We start from the raw sequence: 22,007 nt of genomic DNA on the forward strand, positions 1-22,007 counted from the left end.
ATAGACTGGGCGCACTTAACCGCCTGTTCTCAAGGAGCCTGCATGAACACCGTCGCCCACTACTTCCTGCTGTATGTCGACAGCCCGGCCACCAGCGCCAACTTCTACAGCCGCCTGCTGGGCAAGCCGCCGGTGGAGCTCAACCCGACGTTTGCCCTGTTCATCCTCGACAACGGCGTGAAGCTGGGGCTGTGGTCGCGGCACACCGTGGAGCCGGCGGCGCAAATGACCGGCGGCGGTAGCGAAGTGGGCTTCTCACTGCCAGACCAGGCTGGTGTCGATGCGCTGCATGATCAATGGGCAGCATGCGGCGCGACGATTATTCAGTCACCGGCCCCTGTGGATTTCGGCTACACCTTTGTCGCCCAGGACCTCGACGGCCACCGGCTGCGCGCGTTCAGCCTGAGCGATTGACCGCCAACGGCCTTCCAGGCTGATGGCCGCGACACTGGCCAGCACCATCACACCGCCGAGCATCACCTGCACGGCAATGTGCTCACCCAACAGTGTCGCAGCCATCACCATCGCCACTGGCGGAATCAGGTACATCGCCACCGATGCGCGGCTGACCTCGACATGCTTCAATACATACCCCCAGGCCACATACGCCAAGGCGCTGGGAAAGATACCGAGCACCACCACAGACAGGTTTTCCGGCAGCGGTGCCCGGGCTACGGCGGCTGGCAAGCCTGGCAGGTTCACACACAGCATCAGCGTGCCCGCCCACACCATGTAACACGCCATGGTCAGCGGGCTATAGCGATGGGCGTAGTGTTTCTGGATCACGAAGTACAGGCTCCACGACACTGCCGCCACCAGAATCAGCAGGCCGCGCGGGTCCATATCCGCCACGCCATGATCGCCCCAGATCACCACCAACACGCCGAGCAGGCCCAGCAACACACAACCCCAACGCCAGGCACTGGCCTGCTCCTTCAAGCAGAAAAACGCGATTAATACGCTGAACAGCGGCGCCGACTGCGCCAGCACACTCGACGCCGCCGCCGTCACCCACTGCTGCCCGTAATTGAGGCTGGTGTGGTGCAAAAAAACGCCGAAGAAACCCAGCACCAGCAGCCACGGCATGTCCCGCCAGCGCGGCCGGCCGATGCCCACCACCAAGGCCACGCCGCCCATGAATACCGACGCAATCAGAAACCGCAGCAGCGCCAGCTGGCCGGGGCTGTAGCTGTGCAAGCCCATGTGCACGCCAATCGGCGAATAGGCCCAACAGAGGATGACGCTGGCGATGACTAGCGTAAGCTTTACGGGTGACGGGGTATTCATCGACGGCGTCCGGCAACTGAGAAGGAATGCCGCCAGTCTTGGCCCGGGCACGGCGCAGGACAATTAAGCGTTTCTGACTTCTGAAATCACTGGAACTGAGCAATGGAACTGGCCCAACTGAAAATGGTGCGAGCCGTGGCGCAAACCGGCAGCGTGGCCCAGGCCGCCCTGCACTTGCATTGCGTGCCGTCCAACATCACCACGCGGATCAAGCAGCTGGAAAGTGAGTTGGGCACGCCGCTGTTTATTCGTGCGGGCCGCGGGCTGGCGATCAGTGCCGCCGGTGAGATCTTCCTGGATTATTGCGAACGCATCCTGGCGCTGGTGGACGAATCCAAACGCGCCGTGGACGCCAACGCCATTCCCCGTGGCACCTTGCGCATCGGCGCCGTCGAGTCCAGCGCCAGCGGCCGCCTGCCGCCGCTGCTGGCGGAATACCATCGGCGTTACCCGGACGTCTCGCTCGAACTGGTCACCGGCGCCTGGGCGCAACTGCTGGACGGTCACCGGCGCCTGGGCGCAACTGCTGGACGACTTGCAACATCACCGCCTCGACGTGGCGCTGGTGGCCTCGGGTGGCAAACGCGCCAAACTCGAACACAGCGTGGTCTACAGCGAACGCCTGGTGCTGATCGCCAGCGCGTCCAGTGCACCGATCAACAACGCCGAAGACCTGGCCGGGCGCACGTTGCTGGTCTGGCCGCCCGGCTGCCCCTATCGCGCGGCGCTGGAAAACTGGGTCAAGCCCCATGACTTCAAGCCCAGCATCGCCAGCTATGCCAGCTGGGGCACGATCATCGGCTGCGTCAGCGCCGGGATTGGCGTGGCGTTGGCGCCGGAAGGCATCCTGGCCCGCTATGAGCAGGCGAATCAGTTGGCGTCTTATCGATTTGAGGAACTGCAGGCCGTGGATAACCTGCTGTTCTGGCACAAGGACACCCAGCGGCACTTGGCACGGGATGCGTTTGCCGGGCTGCTGCGCGAGACGTTTGGCTAACTCACGCAGCGAATTTCAGATATTCTCCCCCGAAATTAATTCAAAATGTAAGGGACTACCATGAATTACCTCCGCACGTTGATGGCGGCGGCCGCGCTGAGCCTGTCTGCCATACCCGCTTTGGCTGCCCCAGCGCCTGTGCCCGAAGAAGCCAGCGCACCCGCCGAAACGGCCGAACACTTCCTCGCCTCTCTCAAGCAGAAGACCGGCACAGTCACGCTGCCCAGTGGCATTGCAACCCTCAAGTTCAACAATGAGTTCTACTACCTCGACCCCGCCGACACCGAGCGCTTGCTGACCGATGGCTGGGGTAACCCGCCCGGCTTCAAGACCTTGGGCATGATCGTGCCAAAAGCCGTCAGCCCGTTGTCGGAACGCGGCTGGGGTGTGATCGTCAGCTATAAGGCTGACGGGCACGTTTCCGACGAGGACGCGGCGAAAATCGACTACGCCGAACTGCTCCAGCAAATGCAGGAAGAAGACGAAGAAGACAACAAACAGCGCCAGAAACAAGGCTACGCGGGCCTGCACCTGCTCGGCTGGGCCGAGCCGCCGCGCTACGACGACACCACTCACAAGATGTATTGGGCACGCGAGCTTAAGGCCGACGACGCCCAGCAGACCACCCTAAACTACAGCATCCGCGTGCTGGGCCGTGAAGGCGTGTTGGAACTCAACGCCGTCGCCGCCATGGCCGACCTGGCCACCATCCAGCAGGAAATGCCCAAGGTCTTGGCCTTTACCAACTTTACCGATGGCAACCTGTACACAGACTTCAACCCGAAGACCGACAAACTTGCCACTTACGGTCTGGCGGCTTTGGTCGCGGGCGGGATAGCGGCCAAGGCCGGGTTGTTTGCCAAGATCGGCATATTCCTGCTGGCGGCGAAGAAGTTTCTGGTGATCGGCGTGGTGGCGCTGCTCGCTGTGATTCGCAAGCTGTTCAACCGCAACAAGGCCTGAACCCCGGATATAAAAACGCCGCAACGTGCATGACACGTTGCGGCGTAGAGGGTTGGCTCAGTTTTTTGGTGCAGACAAGCGACTGTATTGATCCTGGCTGATCCAGCCGGTAAACGTATGGTCCTTGGCATTGGTGAACTCAACCTGAGCCCAGCCATCCTTGAAGGCCAGCACCCCGACCACATCATCCTTGACGATGTACGGGTGTTTGCCCGCAGTCTCGCCAGGCTTTTCCAGCAGGGAGGCCTTTTCGGCAGTCACCGTCACCAGGCCGATCCATGGGTTGCTGGCGGTTTGAGTCAGGTCCAGGCCGGTGGCGATTTCCGGCATCAGCACGCTCAGGCAGCCCGGATGCTGACGGCCCTGCTCCACGGTCAGGATCACGCCGCCGGAGGAAGGCGCGACGCTGCCGGGGTAAGCCTCATCGAGCCAGGTGGTGAGCGCTTCGGGCGGGCCTTGCAGGTAGAACGCGCAGCTGCGAGTCACGCCCTCGCCCAGCTCTTCGGCGTAATAACCTTCGACCTGATGCTGCGGCGTGACCGCCAGCATCAACCCTTCGTACTTACCCGAGTGCAACGCGGTGGCGTCGGCAAACACGGGCGCCACGGCACATAACGACAACACACCAATCGCTAAAAAACGGGTCATCTTATTTCTTCCCTTCCAGTGCTTCGTAGGCCTTTTTGATACGGCTGTCATAGTCGCCGTAATCCTTGCCGTTATAGTTACGCGCCATGGCGACATAGTCTTTGTCTTTCATGGCCTTTATCAACGCCGGGCTTTTGCTGCAAAAACCGAGGAAAGCCTTTAGTTGATTACCGGCATTAATCTTTAATGCCGCCGCGAACTCAAACACCGTCTTGTAACCACAGGAGGTGTAGTTGAACCCCATGATTTGAAACATGCCCCAGGACGCCGACATCAACGCCGCTTCCTGGTCCAGGGCAAACGCGGTGGCCATGGTTTCCCACGCCTTGGTCTGATCCTTGTTATTCGCCTGCCACTGCGGGCCGGCCTTTTTCACGTAAGGGTAGGACAGCAACGGGTGCGCCTGGTCGTAGATATGCTTGGTGTATTTGCGAAACAGGTGCCCTTCAAAAGCGATCACCGGCAACTTGGCCGGCCCGAAACCGGAGCGTCCGCCGGATTCCACGGTCGCGAAGGCCTTGATGATATTCACCGAAATACCGCTGCCCAACTGCGTGGCAGCGTTCTGGAAGTCGCTCTCGGTGAGCGTCATCCCCCCGTCACACGTGGCCTGGAGCATCAATTGCCGGTTACGCCGCTCGGCCTCGACCATCGCGCGCATGCGGTCCAGGTACACATTGACCGTGGCCTGCACGGCGTCGCCATTGTTATTGCCGAACACGTTGAGAAAGCTCGGGATGCGCATCGTCGGGAAGGCTTTCACCGGCACCTTCACCGCTTCTTCGATCAGGCTGTTGAAGGTCCGACCCGTGGGGTCGATCACCCCATCGGGGTGCGCGTACTTGAGATGGCGAAACTGATATTGGCTGATGCATTGCACCAACTGGCCGTCGCACTTGCCGTTTTCGGCGAGCGTAAAGCCCATCTTGGGAATGATCAAATTGAATAAATACTGGATGCACTGAACATCGGCAGGCAAGTTGCGCGCTTTACCGGGCGCGCCTACCGATGCACTGATAAGACGGGGCAACCCTTGCAGGCTTTTCATCACAGACATCCTTGTTAGTTAAAGAAGTGATGGCACTTCAATATCAAGCCAGCACACTTGTTACACCTTGAAACAAGTGGCCGGCGCACGCTAACAAGATGCTTTTAAGTTGTCCAGTAGGGGTGTCGAGCGTTGTGAGACAGCCAGCATGCGCGGCTATTTTTTTCGTTCAAACGCCTCGAAAGCTTTTTGGATTCGCTTGTCGTAATCGCCATAGTCGCTCCCATTGTAGTTGCTGGCCATGCCGGCAAAGTTCTTACTCTTCATGGCTTTGAACAAGGCCGGGTTCTTGCTGCAAAACCCGACAAACGCCTTCAATTGCTGGCTGGCATTGAGCTTCATCGCGGTGACAAAATCGAACACGTTCTTGTAACCACAAGCGGCATAGTTAAAACCCATGATCTGAAACATGCCATAGGAGGCCGACATCAGCGCCGCCTGCTGATCCAACTTAAACGCATCGACCAGTGTCCGCCATGCTGTCGCCTGGTCCTTGTTATTGGTCCGCCATTGCATGTCGGCCTTGGTCAGATAAGGGGCCGACAAATGGGGATGGCTCCTGTCGTATTTATTCTTGGTGTACTTGTGAAAGATGTGCCGCTCATACGCGATCATCGGCATTCCCGCTGGCCCGAACCCGGAACGCCCACCGGACTCAACGCTGGCGAAAGCCTTGATGATATTCACAGCAATAGCCCCACCCAACTGAGTGGCAGCGTTCTGATAGTCAGCGTCAGTCAGGTTCACGCCACCATCGCACGTGGCCTGCGTTACCAACTGCTGTTTGTCTGGAACAGCTTGGATCGGCGCCGAGGTGCGCTCAAGGCCCTGATTAACCTTGGCAGCGGGCGTTTCACTGGTTTGGGTATCAAGACTCGCCTTGCGCGCATCCTCAACCAAGCTGTTGAACGTTCGGCCTGCCGGGTCAATCACCCCGTCGGGTTTGGCAACCTTGATACGATTCAACTGATATTCGCTGATGCGCTGGACCAACAAGGGGCCGCACTTGCCGTCCTCCACTAACCGCGAAGCGGATTGGGGCGTGATCAGATTAAACAGGCGTTGAATGTTTTGAACATCAGCAGGCACATTGCGGGCCTTGCCTGGCGTGCCAACGGAAGCACTGATAAGACTGGGTAAAGCTTGGAGGCTGGGCATGGCAATCATCCTTGTTAAGGAAAGTGAGTGCCATCACTTCTTTACTACTCCAGCATCACAGTCATTTTTAAAAAATACGCATGACTGACGCTAGCAGGTGGCTCGGCGTTGTCCAGCAATGAGATTGAACGTTGTGAAAAGCGCCAAGGTTTCCACAACGTATTGGCTTTGTAGGACTCAAAAACCAAGGGTTTCGCGGTACTGCTGTTGGCTTTGGTACTCAATCCACTCAACCACATCGTAAGGAAGATAAAGCTGCTGCTTGGCACGAGAAATGGCGATGTACACCGCACAGATCCGCTCGTCCAGCGCATAAGCATTCTTGAATTTCACGTTGGTGAGCAGTTCGGTGGTCAGCAGAACCTGGTCAAACTCCATCCCCCCGGCCTCCTCTGCCAGCATCAGCAAGCAGCTCTGGCCGGGCGGGCCAATCATCCTGTTCAATTGGGTCAGATCGGCTACTTTGAAGCCGCTTTCCAACTTGGCTTCAACCCACAGAAACGACTCATCGAATTGGTTGGCCTCACGCACCTGTTTCCAGTCTGGCAGGTCGCTGAAGTAGGCGTGCACGCCCTGGGTGCTCTGGCCTGGGCTGTAGAAGTCCGACTTGAACAACTCGATGGCGGTGGTCATGAAATAGACCAGATCCCGATGCGCCCGTGGCTGCGCAAAACTGAACGCACACTGGGCATCGTGCAGTTGCAGGGCCCACTTCATCATGTCCCATTTGGACGCAGTCAGGACCACACAACCGAGTGGTGGCACGAAGCCTATCGGGTAAAACTCAATCCCGACGTCAGCGTCACGGGCCCCTTCGAAGGGCACCTTGATATTTTGCGAGTGCCGGTAAATCAACGGATTGACCAGTTGCTCGACATTGCGGCCTGAGCGCACGGAGTAGCTGATATTACTTTGTCGAACATCACGCGTTCGGTTGGGCAGGCCCCCACGCGTCTGCTGATACTGATCGCCAAGGGTGATCAGCACTTGGCGGCCACCCTCGATGATGTGCAACAGCGACTCGGGAACATCCTGGCTCTCGTCAATCAGTACGTGCGTATAACGAGGGGGCACCACATAACCCGCCAAACTTGCGCGCTTTATCATCAGCAACGCTTCAAACCCCGTCTGGCTGGCCCACAGCGGGTTCGCTTCAAGGTAGCGCCACACTCGGCTCGCATACTCAAGCAGCACCCTGATATCGACGCCAGTCAGAGGCAGTTTGAAAAACGGTAGGTGGCGTTCCGACAGGCTGTAATCCCGGGAGCGGCAATAGCACTCGAGCACCTTGAGGCAAACCTCCAAGGCGGCGGGTGCATCGAGGTGACGAAACCCCAGGATAGTCAGTTCCTGCGCCAGCGCTTCCCTGCTCGGCCCCCTCAACGGCGCCTTCGCCGGTTGTGGCCTTGGACCGTACAACAGGGTTCTCGCAAAGCCTTCGAACGTCTGGCCCGCTCGCTTCTCAGACGGCGTCACCATGCGCCGGCGCAGCGTTTCCAACTTTTCCTCTGTACGCGCCAGCAGCAGTGTCTTGGCCGGCTGTAGATGTTCCATCAAGGCAACCAGCACATGGCTCTTGCCGATCCCTGCATAGCCTTGCACATGCAGGTTCTCGTCCAGGTTGGCACGAAAGGTTCTGACCAGTTTGTCTTGCTCGGCGCTCAACCAGCGCTCGCGATGCCTGGGCGTGACCATTTGCTGACTGAACGGGTTGTTTCCCTGAAGGTGTCGCAGCTTGTACTGCGCGTCCCACTTGCCATCAGGCAACAGATACTCCTGCGCCAGGACTTCGTCCGACAGCAGAAAACGCAGCTTCAACTTCTTGACCACTTCCAGGCCGAAGTACACCTTGCGCGGGTCGAACAGACGCCGTGCTTCTGACTGTAAACCTTCACCCCCGGCCTTGCGGTTGTCGACAGCCCAGCCAATCAGTTTGGCCAGCACCTTCTCGGCAGCCTGCGCGGTAAGCTCTGTTTCAGCCACTTGCGCCAGGTTCTGGATGACCAGCAGCGCTGCCAACTCGGGGTCGGTCAGGGTGACGAGGGCTTTTGCATCAGCGGCTTCCAGCACGCCCTTGGCGGTTTCAACAGTGATGGGCAGGAAAACGGGGCTGGCTAAATCAAAATGTTCAGGGTGCATACATCCTCGAAAGCCAGTGAAGACGGGGCCACGCTTCATTCATTTAGAGATTTTCATCTGACGCATACGTCGTTTCAGAGACCGAACCCGAAGTATGCCACCCTTCAGCGCAGGTGATCGTTCTTGAGCGCACAGCACAAATCGATTCGCAGGCAGTGAATGCCGGCAAAAACTATAAGAAATGGAATAGGGGGATCTGCAAGGAGAGCGTTATGGAGGCAACCCCACCAGCCACACCCCGGCACACAATGTTCCCGCTGTGGCTGCTGCCTTCCGGCTCTGACCAGGTTCACGGGTAATCGTTGCGGGGGGACCGATGGGGTCACCATAACGATGCTAGCCTCTCGGCAAGCCGCGCCATTGTACCGATCTGATCGGAAGTTACAACCGTTGATGCCGGATTAAAATATGAAGGGGCTCAAGCACTTGCCATAGCCTTGAATGTCACCCCTCCCACATTTTGATCACTGGGCCTGTAATACCTCATCCGCCCTGCCGCCCTCTTCCTGGATCACCAAGTGAATGAAGTGCAGCTTGGCAATCACCGCCGGCGGCAACACAAAGGGATAGAAATCCGGCTGGCCCATGCTGCGCGACAGCTCGTTGAGCATGCCGGCCAGTTCGATCCACGCATTGACGAATGACAGGAACGCCGCGCCACCGGGGTGTTCGGGATCGTAAAGGGTGCTGAGGGGAAACGGCTGGTAATCCAGGTCCATCTCGCGGGCGCTCATGCCAAAGCCCAGGGCGGTGTCGACGGCGTCCATCATGTGCAGGTAGTGGGCCCAGGTTTCGGCCCAGTCTTCCCACGGGTGCATGGTGGCGTAGGCGCTGACACAGGTTTGCTGCCAATCCGGGCGCGGGCCGTTCTGGTAGTGGCGCTCGAGCGCCTCGGCATAACTGGCGCGTTCGTCGCCGAACAGGTTGCGAAAGGGCTCAAGCCAATGGCTATTGGCAATTAGCCGGTCCCAGTAGTAATGCCCAACTTCATGCCGAAAATGCCCCAGCAAGGTGCGGTAGGGTTCGCGCATTTGCACACGGATTTTTTCGCGGTGGGCGTCATCGGCTTCCTTGATGTCGAGGGTGATCAAGCCGTTGGCATGCCCAGTGGTGGGCGCGTTGCCCTCAAGGTCAATGCCGACGAAGTCGAAGGCCAGGCCAGTGTCTTCGTCAACGCTTTTGGGCACCACTTGCAGGCCCAGGCTGATCAGTTGCGCCACCAGCCGGCGCTTGGCGGTTTCGACTTTGCGCCAGCGATCGGGGTTTTCCGGGACGGACAGGTCGGGGATGGTGCGATTGAGGCTGCAGGCCACGCACAGCGGTGCGGTGCTATGGGCCGGAATCAGCCAATTGCAGGCTGCCGGGGTGTCGAGGTTGGCACAGCGACGGAAGGCGCCGGCAGCAAGGTTGTCGTCCGCCAGCCAGGTGTCGGCGACCGGGCCAGGTTGCAGGGACGATAATCGGCTCTGTTGTGGCTGGTAGCCCAGCAGCGCCTGGCAGGCCAGGCACTGGCTGTTGCGAAAGAACAGGGCTTGGCCGCAACGGCATTGCCACACCTTGCTGTTGCGCGAAGACTCGGCCATGAACGGTGCGGCGATGCGCGAACTGAGTTGCTCGAAGTAGCGGAACATGGCGATCTCTCCCTGGGTGACCAAGACTAGATCATATTCCGCCCGCAATCGTTCAACGTGTGATGGGGCTGCTGCGCAGCCCAACGCGGGGCAAGCCCGCTCGCCACACTAAGCTCTCTGCCCACGCGCGCCGTCAGACGGTGATGTTGTGCTGGGCCAGGAACGCGACGAACGCTTCTTCGTCGAGGACCTTGAGCCCCAACTCGGTGGCCTTCGCCAGTTTAGAACCCGCGCCCGGCCCGGCCACCACGCAATGGGTTTTCGCCGACACCGAACCCGCCACCTTGGCGCCCAGGCTTTCGAGCTTGTCCTTGGCCACATCGCGGCTCATCAGTTCCAGGGAGCCGGTCAGCACCCAGGTATGCCCGGCTTCCGGCAAGCCTTCGACGACCTTCTTCTCGCTCTGCCAGTGCATGCCGAAGTCCTTAAGCTGCTGCTCGATGGCCAGGGCGTGGTTGGCGTTGTCGGGGTTATCGAAGAAATCGCGCACCGCCTTGGCCTGCTTCTCAGGCAGCGCCTGGCGCATGTCCAGCCAGTCGGCCTTGATCACGCCTTCCAGGGAACCGAACTTGTCCGCGAGTTTCTGCGCGGCACCCGGCCCGACGCTGGGCACGTGCAGCTTGTCGAGCAGGCCGCCCAAGGTGGTGCTGGCAGCAAACTCGGCGCTCAGGTCGCCCTGATCCTGCAATTGCAGCGCGCATTCATCCGGCGACAACAGCGCGCCAATCACCTCTTGGTTATGGCTGTCTTCGAAGAAGCTGTGAATCTCGTGTGCCACTTCCAAACCCACGTCCGGCAAGTACGTCAGCACTTCAGGCAAGGCCTTCTGCACGCGGTCCAGGGACGCCAGGGAGCGTGCCAGCACCTTGGCGGTCTCCTCGCCCACGTCCGGAATGCCCAGGGCGTAGATAAAGCGCGCCAGGGTCGGGGTCTTGCTGTTTTCGATGGCGGTGATCAGCTTCTTGCTGGAAATGTCGGCGAAGCCTTCCAGGTCGATGATCTGCTCGTACTTGAGCGTGTAGAGATCCGCCGGCGAGCCGATGAGTTTTTCATCCACCAACTGCTCAATGGTCTTGTCGCCCAAGCCGTCGATGTCCATGGCACGGCGCGAGACGAAGTGAATAATCGCCTGCTTGAGTTGCGCACCACAGGCCAGACGCCCGACGCAGCGGTACACCGCGCCTTCGCTGACGGTTTCCTTGCCCTTGCTGCGCTTGACCAGTTGCGTGCGCTCCACATGGGAACCGCACACCGGGCAGCGCTCGGGGATCTGCACCGCGCGAGCGTCTTCTGGGCGGCGCTCGGTGACCACCGACACCACCTGCGGAATCACATCACCGGCACGGCGGATGATCACCGTGTCGCCGATCATCAGGCCCAGGCGCGCGACTTCGTCCATGTTGTGCAAGGTGGCGTTAGACACCGTCACACCGGCGACCTTGACCGGTTTGAGGCGCGCCACCGGCGTTACGGCGCCGGTACGGCCGACCTGGAATTCCACGTCGAGCAGTTCGGTCAGCTCTTCCATGGCCGGGAATTTATGCGCAATGGCCCAGCGCGGTTCGCGGGCGCGAAAGCCCAGTTCACGCTGGGAGGCAATGCTGTTGACCTTGAATACCACGCCGTCGATTTCATAACCCAGGCTATTACGCCGTTCGCCGATATCGCGGTAGTAGTCCAGGCATTCCTGAATGCCCTTGGCCAGCTTCAACTCGTGGCTGATCGGCATGCCCCACTGCTGCAACTGCTTCAAGTTGCCGATATGGGTATCGCTGATATCCGCCGTTACCTGGCCAATGCCATAGCAGCAGAATTCCAGCGGGCGGCTGGCGGTAATCTTCGAATCCAACTGGCGCAAGCTGCCGGCGGCGGCGTTACGTGGGTTGGCAAAGGTCTTGCCGCCGACTTCCAGCTGCGAGGCGTTCAGCCGCTCGAAACCGGCCTTGGACATGAACACTTCGCCGCGCACTTCCAGGGTCGCAGGCCAGCCCGTGCCGTGCAGCTTCAGCGGGATATTGCGCACCGTGCGCACGTTGACGCTGATGTCCTCACCGGTGGTGCCGTCGCCACGCGTGGCGCCACGCACCAGTTCGCCGTCTTGATATAACAGGCTGACCGCCAGCCCATCCAGCTTGGGCTCGCAGCTGTACTCCACCACCGCGCCACCGCCAAACAGATCGCCCACCGGCAGGTCGAGCCCTTCGGTCACCCGGCGATCAAATTCGAGCAGGGTGGTTTCATCAAACGCGTTGCCCAGGCTGAGCATCGGAATTTCGTGCTTCACCTGAGTGAACGCCGACAGCGCCGCACTGCCAACCCGCTGCGTCGGTGAATCACGCGTTACCAACTCCGGGTGCTCGGCTTCGAGGGCTTTGAGCTCATGGAACAGCCTGTCGTACTCGGCGTCCGGAATGCTCGGCTCGTCGAGGACGTGGTAGCGGTAGTTGTGCTGATCCAGTTCAGCGCGCAATTGGAGGATGCGGGTATGGGCGGCGGTCATGGGTGTTCTCTCAGAAAGCAAAAGAGCAGCCGAAGCTGCTCAATATGTTAATGCGCTTATTCTACTGACAACGCTGAAGACCAAGCCTCAGCGTTTTTGTGTCAGGGCGCGACGTTCGAACTCAACGATGCGCTGACGGTAGTGTTCGATGGTCTGGGCAGTCAGGACGCTGCGTTGGTCGTCCTTGAGCTCGCCGTTCAATTCCTGCGACAGCTTGCGGGCCGCGGCCACCATCACGTCGAACGCTTGTTTCGGGTGACGCGGGCCTGGCAGGCCGAGGAAGAAGCTCACGGCCGGGGTGCTGAACAGGTCGATATCGTCCAGATCGAAGGTGCCCGGCTTGACCGCGTTGGCCATGGAGAACAGCACTTCACCGTTACCGGCCATGCTTTCGTGGCGGTGGAAAATATCCATCTCGCCAAACCGCAGGCCGCTTTCCAGGATGTTCTGCAACAGAGCCGGGCCTTTGAAACCGGCGGCGTCGCGGCAGATCACACTGATCACCAAGACTTCTTCGGCGGCCGGCTGATCGTTGACCGATTGGCGCGGCGCGCTCTTAGTCGGGGTTTCATCGGGAAAGTCGTCATCACGGCTGCTGAAGCTCGGGCCGTCATCGACGCCCAGGTTCAGGTCGCCTTGATGCGGCTCGGCCACCGCAGCGCTACCGCGCTTGCCACGTTTGGACGAGGGTTCACGGGCTTCACGCACCGGCGCGCTCATCGACGGCAAGTCGTGTTCGTCCAGTTGCGGCTCTTTATGGGTATCCAGCACACGAGGCGGCCCCAGCAACTCGGCGCTGCCGTCATCGTCGGGCAGGTTGGACAGGTTGCGGTCCAGACGGAATTTGAGCTTGCCCTTGCCACCGCGCATGCGGCGCCAGCCATCAAAAAGAATACCGGCAATGACAATAATGCCGATGACGATCAGCCACTCGCGCAGACCGATTTCCATGTAATCCCGTGCCTCTATAAAAAAATGCTGAAAAATAAGGGGTTTAGCACCGTGCAAACCGCTTTAAAACGTGGCGCCAACTCTATGTTCTGACTGACGTTTTGCCCACGTATACGAGGAATTGACAATAAACTAGCACGACCTAAGATAACTTTACACAGTTGGCGCGAAATGTGTGGATCTGCCATCTTTTCGACAACATAGGCAATCTCCTACAGCAGGTGCCAACTGTGAGCTACGAGCCCTAAGCTACAAGCCTCAAGCTCAAAGCCAACTCACTTGCAGCTTTGCGCTCACAACCTGCTGCTAGGCGTCGACCATCGCCATCGCTTCTTCGACATCCACCGCCACCAAACGCGAACAACCCGGTTCGTGCATCGTGACACCCATCAGCTGATCAGCCATTTCCATGGCGATCTTGTTGTGGGTGATATAGATGAACTGCACCGTCTGGGACATCTCTTTAACCAACCGAGCGTAGCGTCCAACGTTAGCGTCATCCAGCGGGGCGTCAACTTCGTCGAGCATGCAAAACGGTGCGGGGTTCAACTTGAAGATCGCAAATACCAGGGCCAATGCCGTCAGTGCCTTCTCGCCGCCGGACAGCAAATGGATGGTGCTGTTCTTCTTACCTGGAGGCCGCGCCATGATCGTTACCCCTGTATCGAGTAGATCTTCGCCCGTCAGTTCCAAGTAAGCGCTGCCACCACCAAAAACTTTCGGGAATAACGCCTGTAAACCGCCATTAATCTGATCAAAGGTATCTTTGAATCGATTACGGGTTTCCTTGTCGATCTTGCGGATCACGTTTTCCAGGGTGTCCAGGGCTTCCACCAAGTCGGCGTTCTGGGCATCCAGATAACGTTTACGCTCGGACTGCTGCTGGTACTCATCGATGGCGGCGAGGTTGATCGCGCCGAGCCGTTGGATACGTGCAGCAATGCGCTCAAGTTCTTCTTCGGCGTCTTTCTCGTTGGCCTGGGCGGTCAGCGTATTGAGCACGCCGTGCAGGTCATAGCCGTCTTCCAGCAACTGGTCTTGCAGGGTCTTGCGGCGCACGGTCAGGGCTTGCCATTCCATGCGCTGTTGTTCGAGCTGGCCGCGAATCAACTGGGATTGTTGTTCGGCCTGGGTCCGGCGTTTTTCTGCATCACGCAGTTCACGGTCGGCATCTTCCAGGGCGATCTGCGCGGTCTTGAGTTCTTCGTCGACGGTCATGCGCTTGTCGAGCAACTCTTCAAGCTTGAGCCGCAACTCTTCCAGCGGCGCTTCGCCCTCCTCCAGGTTGAGGCTCAGTTGCTCGCGCTTTTCGGTGAGGCGCTCGGACTGCATCTCCAAGCGCTCAAGGGCTTGGCGCGTGGACGTGTGCTGAGCTTGCAGCGAGCCGAGGCGCACTGCCAGTTGGTGGGCATGGTCCTTGTGCTGGCGGGCTTCCTGGCGCACGCGGTCGAGGCGTTCGCGCAGGCTGTCGCGCTGGGCCAGCAGCAGTTCGCGCTGCTCGGTGTCGAGCGCCATGCTGTCGAGCGCTTCCTGCAATTGCAGGCGCGCTTCGCCGATTTGTTCGTGTTCCAGAGCGCGCTGCTCGCCCATCTCCGCCACTTCTTCGTCGAGGCGGGTGCGGCGCAGGGACAGTTGCTCGACCTTGGCCTTGCTCGCCGACAGCTGGGCTTTGAGTTCGCCTTGCTGGCGCGCTTCGTCCTGCAACAGACGGCGCAGGTGTTCGCGGCCGGTCTCTTGCTGGCGCTGGGTGGCACGCAGGGTTTGCAGTTCGGTTTCCAGGCTTTCCAGGGTCGCTTCGCGTTCTTCACGCTCGGCAATCAGGCTGACGATTTCCTGGCCACGCGCCAATACGCCGCTTTCCGCTTCGCTGGCACGGCGCACGCGCAAAAAGTGCCGGCCAACCCAGTAGCCATCTCGGCTGATCAGGCTTTCGCCGGCCGCCAGCTGACCGCGTTGAGCCAGGGCCTGTTCCAGGGAATCCACCGGTTTGACGTGGCCCAACCACGGCGACAGATCAATCGCCGCGTCAACTTTATCGAGCAAACTGCCCGGCACCCGAGTGCCATCGGCCGCCGGGCTGAGCAAACGCAGATCGCCCTGAGTAAAGCCGGCCAGGTCAAAGCCGCCAAAATCATCGACCAGCACGGCTTGCAGGTCGGCGCCTAACACGGTTTCAACCGCAAGCTCCCAACCGGCCTCAACCTTCAAGCCTTCGGCCAGGCGTGGGCGCTCGGCCAGATGTTGGTCGCGCAGCCACTCAGCCGTGCCGGTGCCCGGGTCCAACGCGGCTTGCTGCAAGGCTTCAAGGGACGCCAAGCGCCCGTTCAACCGCTGCAAATCGCCCTGGGCCTGCTGCTGCCCCTGGCTCGCCTGTTGCAGTTGCTGACGCAATTGCTCCAGGCGCTCCACTTGCTGTTCTTCACTGGCTTCGAGCTCTTCCAGGGTCATTTCGCTTTCAGCCAGTTGCTCGCTCAGCTGCATGATCGCTGCGTCTTCCGGGTCGGCGGCGAGCAATACGCGCTCTTCCTGCAGACGGCGCTGACGTTCAGCCAGGCGTTCCATGCTGGTTTCCAGCTGCTGGATGCGCGACTGCTGCACCTCAGCCTGGCGGCGTGGCTCGGCGGATTGCAGGTTGAAAGCGTCCCACTGCTCCTGCCAGCCGTGCATGGTGGTTTCGGATTCTTCCAGGGCGGCGGCGGCTTCTTCGGCGGCGGCGTTGGTGACTTCCTGCTCGGGGGTGAGCATATCCAGCTCTTCGCCGAGGGTCAGCAGCAAGGTGCGGTCGTGGCCCAGGTGCGACTCGGTCTCCAGGCGCGCGCGTTCGGCTTCCTTCAAATCATCCTGCAACTGGCGCAGGCGCTGCTGGCCGTGCTGGATGCTCTGCTCGACCCGGGCAATATCGCCGCCCACCGAATAGAAGCGCCCCTGCACCAAGTTGAAGCGCTCGGACAAGTCATGATGGCCGTCACGCAGGCGCTCAATGCTGGCGTCGGCATTGCGCTGTTCGGCCACCAGCGCTTCAAAGCTGATTTCCTGGGTGCCGATGATCGCTTCGCGCTGGCCGACCTGATCATTCAGCGCCTGCCAACGCAGGGCCGAGAGTTGCGCCTTGAGCTGGCGTTCTTCGCCTTTGTATTCCTGATACTTCTCGGCGGCCTGGGCCTGGCGGTGCAGGCGTTCAAGTTGACGCTCCAGCTCTTCGCGCAGGTCGGTCAGGCGGGCAAGGTTTTCGTGGGTGCGGCGGATACGGTTTTCGGTCTCGCGGCGGCGCTCCTTGTACTTGGAGATGCCGGCGGCTTCTTCGATAAAGTTACGCAGGTCTTCGGGCTTGGCTTCGATCAGCTTGGAGATCATGCCCTGCTCGATGATCGAGTAGCTGCGCGGGCCTAACCCTGTGCCAAGGAAGATATCGGTGATGTCGCGACGGCGGCACTTGGTGCCATTGAGGAAATAACTGTTTTGGCTGTCACGCGTCACTTTGCGGCGAATGGAAATTTCCGCGTAGGCCGCGTACTCGCCGACCAGCGTGCCGTCGGAGTTGTCGAACACCAGCTCGATACTGGCCTGGCTCACGGGTTTGCGGCTGGTGGAGCCGTTGAAGATGACGTCGGTCATCGACTCGCCGCGCAGGTTTTTTGCCGAGCTCTCGCCCATCACCCAGCGTACGGCGTCGATGATGTTCGACTTGCCGCAGCCATTGGGCCCCACCACTGCCGCCATGTTACTGGGGAAGTTCACCGTGGTGGGGTCGACGAAGGATTTGAACCCCGCCAGTTTGATGCACTTGAGCCGCAAGCTTAGGCGTCCGCCAACGCAGCAATCACCAGCGAGCAACTGCGCTGGCCATAGGCCGACAGTACCTGGCGAATCTGCACCAAGTCACGCGCCAGCACGGCGGCGAGCAGCTGCGCGAACAGCGCCAGGTACTCGCTCATCTCGGCCTTGCGTTGATCCAGCGCCAGGTAATAGGCACGGTTCATCGCCGGCTGCAGGTTCTCGACGGCTTCCTGCAAATACGGGTTATTCGCGAAGGGGTAAGCGGCGCGCATCACGTTGAAGCTTTCTTCGACGAAGGCGCGGATGTCCTGGCGTTCGAAACTGGCGATCAAGCGCTGCTGGATCTGCAGGAACGGCGCCATGTCGGCCTGGGTCTGCCAGCCGTCGGCAACGGCGTTACCGAGCAGGATGTACAACTCGCCCATCAACGTACACAGGCTCTGCACCTTGTGCGCGGTCAGCTCGGTCACATGGGCGCCACGGCGCGGCAGAATCGCGATCAGGTGGCGGCGTTCGAGGATCAATAAGGCTTCACGCACGGAACCACGGCTGACATTCAATGCCAGCGTGACTTTCTGTTCCTGGATCCGTTCCCCAGGCTTGAGATCGCCGCGAATGATACGTTCGGCGAGGTGGTGAGCAATTTGCTCGGCGAGACTGTCCGGCGCCTTGAACGTCATGTTTTCCCTTCAGAATCTTCTATCTATACAAGCGCGGCAGTGTAGCGCATTGGCTGGCTGATGGCGCTACGCCCACCAGGGCGAATTTGGCATGAAATAAGCAACGCTGAAAACCCACACACCGCCAAAAACGCCGGTTCCAGAAGACTGAACCATAATTGAAAGTGTTGTGATCGCAATTTCTTGACCTTCCGGTCAGAAAATCATTGACCGAAAAGTCAGACATGACTAGATTCGGCGCAAAGCGGTTAACAACAATAATGAATCTGCGAGGCCTTCCGTGATCCAGTTTTTACTTAACCAGGAACTCCGTAGTGAGCACGCCCTGGACCCCAACCTGACCGTGCTCAACTATTTGCGTGAGCACCTGGGCAAATCCGGTACCAAGGAAGGCTGCGCCAGCGGCGACTGCGGCGCGTGCACCGTGGTGGTCGGTGAGTTGCACACTGACGCGCAAGGCGCGGAGCAGATTCGTTACCGCAGCCTCAACTCGTGCCTGACGTTTGTGTCGTCGTTGCACGGCAAACAATTGATCAGCGTCGAAGACCTCAAGCATCAAGGCCAACTGCACAGCGTGCAACAGGCCATGGTCGAGTGCCACGGCTCGCAATGCGGTTTTTGCACCCCAGGTTTCGTGATGTCGCTGTTCGCCCTGCAAAAGAACAGCGACGCGCCCGACAGCCAAAAAGCCCACGAAGCCCTCGCCGGCAACCTGTGCCGCTGCACCGGCTACCGCCCGATCCTCGCCGCCGCCGAACAGGCTTGCTGCAACAAACCGGTGGACCAGTTCGACAGCCGCCAGGCCGACACCATCGCGCGCCTCAAAGCCATCGCGCCGACGCAAACCGGCGAACTCAATAGCGGCGACAAGCGCTGCCTGGTGCCACTGACCGTCGCCGACCTGGCCGACCTCTACGACGCCTACCCGCAAGCCCGGCTGCTGGCCGGCGGCACCGACCTGGCGCTGGAAGTCACGCAGTTCCACCGCACGCTGCCGGTGATGATCTACGTCGGCAATATCGACGAGATGAAGCGCATCGAAAACTTCGACGACCGCCTGGAAATCGGCGCCGCCACTGTGCTGTCCGACTGCTACAGCGCGCTGCACCACGAATACCCGGACTTCGGCGACTTGCTGCACCGCTTCGCCTCCCTGCAAATCCGCAATCAGGGCACCTTGGGTGGCAACATCGGCAACGCCTCGCCGATTGGTGATTCGCCGCCACTGCTGATCGCGCTCGGCGCACAGATCGTGCTGTGCAAGGGCAATGTGCGCCGTACCTTGGCGCTGGAAGACTACTTCATCGATTACCGCGTCACGGCACGCCAGGACAGCGAGTTCATCGAGAAAATCATCGTGCCCAAGGGCCATTCGCTGTTCCGCGCCTACAAGGTTTCCAAGGGCCTGGACGATGACATTTCCGCCGTGTGCGCGGCCTTCAACCTGAAGATCGAGAACGGCGTGATCAACGAGGCACGCGTCGCCTTCGGGGGCATGGCCGCCACGCCCAAACGCGCGAAAAGCTGCGAAGCAGTATTGGTCGGCGCCGCCTGGAACGCCGCCACCGTGGAAAAAGCCTGCGCCGCCCTCGCCGAGGATTTCACCCCGCTGTCAGACTTCCGCGCCAGCAAGGAATACCGCCTGCTCAGCGCACAGAACCTGCTGCGCAAATACTTCATCGAACTGCAAACGCCGCACATCGAGACTCGGGTGACCGCTTATGTCTAACCATCACGCCGTCGTTAAAACCCAGGCCGAACTGGCCGAGCTGTTTGCCCAGGACCTGACCTCCGGAGTCGGGCGCAGCGTCAAGCATGACAGCGCCGCCAAGCACGTCAGCGGTGAGGCGCAGTACATCGATGACCGCCTGGAATTCCCCAATCAGTTGCACCTGTATGCGCGCATGTCCGACCGTGCCCACGCCCGGATCATCAGCATCGACACCGCGCCCTGCTACGCCTTTGATGGCGTGCGCATCGCTATCACCCATGAAGACGTGCCGGGCCTGAAAGACATCGGCCCGTTGATGCCAGGCGACCCGTTGTTGGCTATCGACACCGTGCAGTTTGTCGGCCAAGTGGTGCTGGCCGTGGCCGCCCGCGACCTCGAAACCGCGCGCAAAGCCGCCATGGCTGCGGTGATCGAATACGAAGACTTGGAGCCGGTGCTGGACGTGGTCGAGGCCTTGCGTAACAAGCACTTTGTGCTCGACAGCCACACCCACCAACGCGGTGATTCGGTGGGCGCGCTGGCAACGGCAAAAAACCGTATCCAGGGCACGCTGCACATCGGCGGCCAGGAACACTTCTACCTGGAAACCCAGATCTCGTCGGTGATGCCCACTGAAGACGGCGGCATGATCGTCTACTGCTCCACGCAAAACCCCACCGAAGTGCAGAAGCTGGTGGCCGAAGTGCTCGACGTGTCGATGAACAAAATCGTGGTCGACATGCGCCGCATGGGCGGTGGTTTCGGCGGCAAGGAAACCCAGGCCGCCAGCCCCGCGTGCCTGTGCGCGGTGGTCGCGCGCCTCACCGGCCAGCCGACCAAAATGCGCCTGCCGCGCGTCGAAGACATGCTGATGACCGGTAAGCGTCACCCCTTCTATATCGAATACGACGTGGGCTTTGACGACAGCGGCCGCCTGCACGGCATTAACTTGGAACTGGCGGGTAACTGCGGCTGCTCGCCCGACCTGTCGAACTCGATTGTCGACCGCGCGATGTTCCACGCCGACAACGCTTATTACCTCGGTGACGCCACGGTCAACGGCCATCGCTGCAAGACCAACACCGCGTCCAACACCGCCTATCGCGGCTTCGGCGGCCCGCAAGGCATGGTCGCCATCGAAGAAGTCATGGACGCCATCGCCCGCCACCTGGCGCTGGACCCGTTGGCGGTGCGCAAGGCCAACTACTACGGCAAGACCGAGCGCAACGTCACCCACTACCACCAAACCGTCGAGCACAACATGCTCGAGGAAATGACCGCCGAGCTTGAGGCCAGCAGCCAATACGCCGAGCGCCGCGAAGCGATCCGCCTGTACAACGCCCATAGCCCGATCCTGAAAAAAGGCATGGCGCTGACGCCGGTGAAGTTCGGTATTTCGTTTACCGCCAGCTTCCTGAACCAGGCCGGCGCGCTGATCCACATCTACACCGACGGCAGCATCCACCTGAACCACGGCGGCACCGAGATGGGCCAGGGCCTGAACACCAAGGTTGCGCAGGTGGTGGCCGAAGTGTTCCAAGTCGAAATCGACCGCGTACAGATCACCGCCACCAACACCGACAAGGTGCCCAACACCTCGCCGACGGCGGCTTCCAGCGGTGCCGACCTGAACGGCAAGGCTGCGCAGAACGCCGCCGAAACCATCAAGCAACGCTTGGTGGAATTTGCCGCGCGCAAGTACGACGTGAGCGAAGCGGACGTGGAATTCCACAACGGCCATGTGCGCGTGCGCGATCAGATCCTGACCTTTGAGAGCCTGATCCAGCAGGCATATTTCGCCCAGGTCTCGTTGTCGAGCACCGGCTTCTACAAGACCCCGAAAATCTTCTACGACCGCAGCCAGGCGCGGGGGCGGCCGTTCTATTACTTCGCGTTCGGCGCGGCCTGTTGCGAAGTGATCGTCGACACCCTCACCGGTGAATACAAGATGCTGCGCACCGACATCCTCCATGACGTAGGCGCCTCGCTGAACCCGGCCATCGACATCGGCCAGGTCGAAGGCGGCTTTATCCAGGGCATGGGCTGGCTGACCATGGAGGAGCTGGTGTGGAACAACAAAGGCAAGCTGATGACCAACGGCCCGGCCAGTTACAAGATCCCGGCCGTGGCTGACATGCCGCTGGATTTGCGCGTGAAGCTGGTGGAAAACCGCAAGAACCCGGAAGACACGGTGTTCCACTCCAAGGCCGTGGGCGAGCCGCCGTTTATGCTCGGGATTGCCTCGTGGTGCGCGATCAAGGATGCCGTGGCGAGTTTGGGTGAGTATCGCCATCAGCCCAAGATTGATGCGCCGGCGACACCGGAAAGGGTGTTGTGGGGGTGTGAGCAGATGCGGCAGTTGACCGCTGCAAAAGCCGTCGAAACTGAGCTGGCTTGATCGTTCCCACGCTCTGCGTGGGAATGCCGCCATGGACGCTCTGCGTCCGCTCTTGTGACGCAGCGCGTCACGGTATGCATTCCCACGCGGAGCGCGGGAACGATCTGACTGGAGGTGAC

Annotated in this window: 14 protein-coding genes, 1 other RNA gene and 1 pseudogene; 5 read left to right on the plus strand and 11 right to left on the minus strand. The window is 60.2% G+C overall.

Going from position 1 to position 22,007, the window contains the following annotated elements; all coding sequences use genetic code 11:
* Positions 1-42: 42 nt before the first annotated feature.
* Entirely contained in the window at positions 43-414 is a 372-nt protein-coding gene (locus KZH41_RS22940) for a VOC family protein (protein WP_242151825.1), read from the plus strand.
* On the opposite strand, the gene KZH41_RS22945 is transcribed toward KZH41_RS22940, so the two are convergent.
* Positions 328-1,287 carry a DMT family transporter gene (locus tag KZH41_RS22945; RefSeq protein WP_263273782.1) on the minus strand — a complete coding sequence of 320 codons (960 nt, stop codon included), beginning with the start codon at positions 1,285-1,287 and terminating at the stop codon, positions 328-330. The two genes, KZH41_RS22940 and KZH41_RS22945, sit on opposite strands and share 87 nt — an antisense overlap.
* A 102-nt stretch (positions 1,288-1,389) precedes the next feature.
* Here KZH41_RS22945 and KZH41_RS22950 point away from each other — a divergent pair.
* Positions 1,390-2,284: pseudogene (locus KZH41_RS22950) on the plus strand (LysR family transcriptional regulator).
* Between the two features lie 60 nt (positions 2,285-2,344).
* Complete coding sequence (locus KZH41_RS22955; RefSeq protein WP_263273783.1) at positions 2,345-3,247, plus strand: DUF2167 domain-containing protein; 903 nt, start codon at positions 2,345-2,347, stop codon at positions 3,245-3,247.
* Between the two features lie 57 nt (positions 3,248-3,304).
* Here KZH41_RS22955 and KZH41_RS22960 read toward each other — a convergent pair whose 3' ends face one another.
* The 10 genes from KZH41_RS22960 to KZH41_RS23005 form a co-directional block, all read right to left on the minus strand.
* Positions 3,305-3,895, minus strand: coding sequence for a hypothetical protein (locus KZH41_RS22960; RefSeq protein ID WP_263273785.1), 591 nt, complete (start codon positions 3,893-3,895; stop codon positions 3,305-3,307).
* Position 3,896: 1 nt separating this feature from the next.
* Positions 3,897-4,943, minus strand: coding sequence for an N-acetylmuramidase family protein (locus KZH41_RS22965; RefSeq protein ID WP_242151833.1), 1,047 nt, complete (start codon positions 4,941-4,943; stop codon positions 3,897-3,899).
* 156 nt (positions 4,944-5,099) lie between these two features.
* Positions 5,100-6,101, minus strand: coding sequence for an N-acetylmuramidase family protein (locus KZH41_RS22970; protein ID WP_094949588.1), 1,002 nt, complete (start codon positions 6,099-6,101; stop codon positions 5,100-5,102).
* Between the two features lie 177 nt (positions 6,102-6,278).
* The gene (locus KZH41_RS22975; protein WP_242151837.1) at positions 6,279-8,240 is read right to left on the minus strand and encodes an AAA family ATPase; all 1,962 of its coding nucleotides are present in this window, start codon (positions 8,238-8,240) and stop codon (positions 6,279-6,281) included.
* 222 nt (positions 8,241-8,462) lie between these two features.
* Positions 8,463-8,559: signal recognition particle sRNA small type (ffs, locus tag KZH41_RS22980), an RNA gene on the minus strand.
* A 145-nt stretch (positions 8,560-8,704) separates the two neighbouring features.
* Entirely contained in the window at positions 8,705-9,871 is a 1,167-nt protein-coding gene (locus tag KZH41_RS22985) for a putative zinc-binding metallopeptidase (protein ID WP_263273786.1), read from the minus strand.
* A 133-nt stretch (positions 9,872-10,004) separates the two neighbouring features.
* Entirely contained in the window at positions 10,005-12,371 is a 2,367-nt protein-coding gene (gene ligA / locus KZH41_RS22990) for an NAD-dependent DNA ligase LigA (RefSeq protein ID WP_263273787.1), read from the minus strand.
* Between the two features lie 87 nt (positions 12,372-12,458).
* On the minus strand, positions 12,459-13,322 hold the full coding sequence (zipA, locus tag KZH41_RS22995) for a cell division protein ZipA (protein ID WP_242151847.1): 864 nt from the start codon (positions 13,320-13,322) through the stop codon (positions 12,459-12,461).
* 306 nt (positions 13,323-13,628) lie between these two features.
* Entirely contained in the window at positions 13,629-17,117 is a 3,489-nt protein-coding gene (gene smc / locus KZH41_RS23000; protein WP_094949583.1) for a chromosome segregation protein SMC, read from the minus strand.
* Between the two features lie 2 nt (positions 17,118-17,119).
* Positions 17,120-17,779: a GntR family transcriptional regulator gene (locus tag KZH41_RS23005; protein WP_263273788.1), complete on the minus strand. Its 660-nt coding sequence runs from the start codon at positions 17,777-17,779 to the stop codon at positions 17,120-17,122.
* A 280-nt stretch (positions 17,780-18,059) separates the two neighbouring features.
* On the opposite strand from KZH41_RS23005, the gene xdhA reads away from it, so the two are divergent.
* Both xdhA and xdhB read left to right on the plus strand, forming a co-directional pair.
* A complete protein-coding gene (gene xdhA, locus KZH41_RS23010) occupies positions 18,060-19,508 on the plus strand; it encodes a xanthine dehydrogenase small subunit (protein WP_263273789.1) in 1,449 nt (482 codons plus the stop codon).
* Positions 19,501-21,888: a xanthine dehydrogenase molybdopterin binding subunit gene (gene xdhB, locus KZH41_RS23015; RefSeq protein WP_263273790.1), complete on the plus strand. Its 2,388-nt coding sequence runs from the start codon at positions 19,501-19,503 to the stop codon at positions 21,886-21,888. The genes xdhA and xdhB overlap by 8 nt, the downstream gene beginning before the upstream one ends.
* Positions 21,889-22,007 lie beyond the last annotated feature (119 nt).

Origin of the sequence: Pseudomonas sp. YeP6b, assembly GCF_025642995.1 — a bacterium.
Classification (GTDB): Bacteria; Pseudomonadota; Gammaproteobacteria; order Pseudomonadales; family Pseudomonadaceae; genus Aquipseudomonas.

Excerpts from the sequence above, each read along its gene's own strand:
- KZH41_RS22940 (WP_242151825.1), top strand. The coding sequence starts at position 43 with ATGAACACCGTCGCCCACTACTTCCTGCTGTATGTCGACAGCCCGGCC.
- KZH41_RS22945 (WP_263273782.1), bottom strand. The coding sequence starts at position 1,287 with ATGAATACCCCGTCACCCGTAAAGCTTACGCTAGTCATCGCCAGCGTC.
- KZH41_RS22955 (WP_263273783.1), top strand. The coding sequence starts at position 2,345 with ATGAATTACCTCCGCACGTTGATGGCGGCGGCCGCGCTGAGCCTGTCT.
- KZH41_RS22960 (WP_263273785.1), bottom strand. The coding sequence starts at position 3,895 with ATGACCCGTTTTTTAGCGATTGGTGTGTTGTCGTTATGTGCCGTGGCG.
- KZH41_RS22965 (WP_242151833.1), bottom strand. The coding sequence starts at position 4,943 with ATGAAAAGCCTGCAAGGGTTGCCCCGTCTTATCAGTGCATCGGTAGGC.
- KZH41_RS22970 (WP_094949588.1), bottom strand. The coding sequence starts at position 6,101 with ATGCCCAGCCTCCAAGCTTTACCCAGTCTTATCAGTGCTTCCGTTGGC.
- KZH41_RS22975 (WP_242151837.1), bottom strand. The coding sequence starts at position 8,240 with ATGCACCCTGAACATTTTGATTTAGCCAGCCCCGTTTTCCTGCCCATC.
- KZH41_RS22985 (WP_263273786.1), bottom strand. The coding sequence starts at position 9,871 with ATGTTCCGCTACTTCGAGCAACTCAGTTCGCGCATCGCCGCACCGTTC.
- ligA (WP_263273787.1), bottom strand. The coding sequence starts at position 12,371 with ATGACCGCCGCCCATACCCGCATCCTCCAATTGCGCGCTGAACTGGAT.
- zipA (WP_242151847.1), bottom strand. The coding sequence starts at position 13,322 with ATGGAAATCGGTCTGCGCGAGTGGCTGATCGTCATCGGCATTATTGTC.
- KZH41_RS23005 (WP_263273788.1), bottom strand. The coding sequence starts at position 17,779 with ATGACGTTCAAGGCGCCGGACAGTCTCGCCGAGCAAATTGCTCACCAC.
- xdhB (WP_263273790.1), top strand. The coding sequence starts at position 19,501 with ATGTCTAACCATCACGCCGTCGTTAAAACCCAGGCCGAACTGGCCGAG.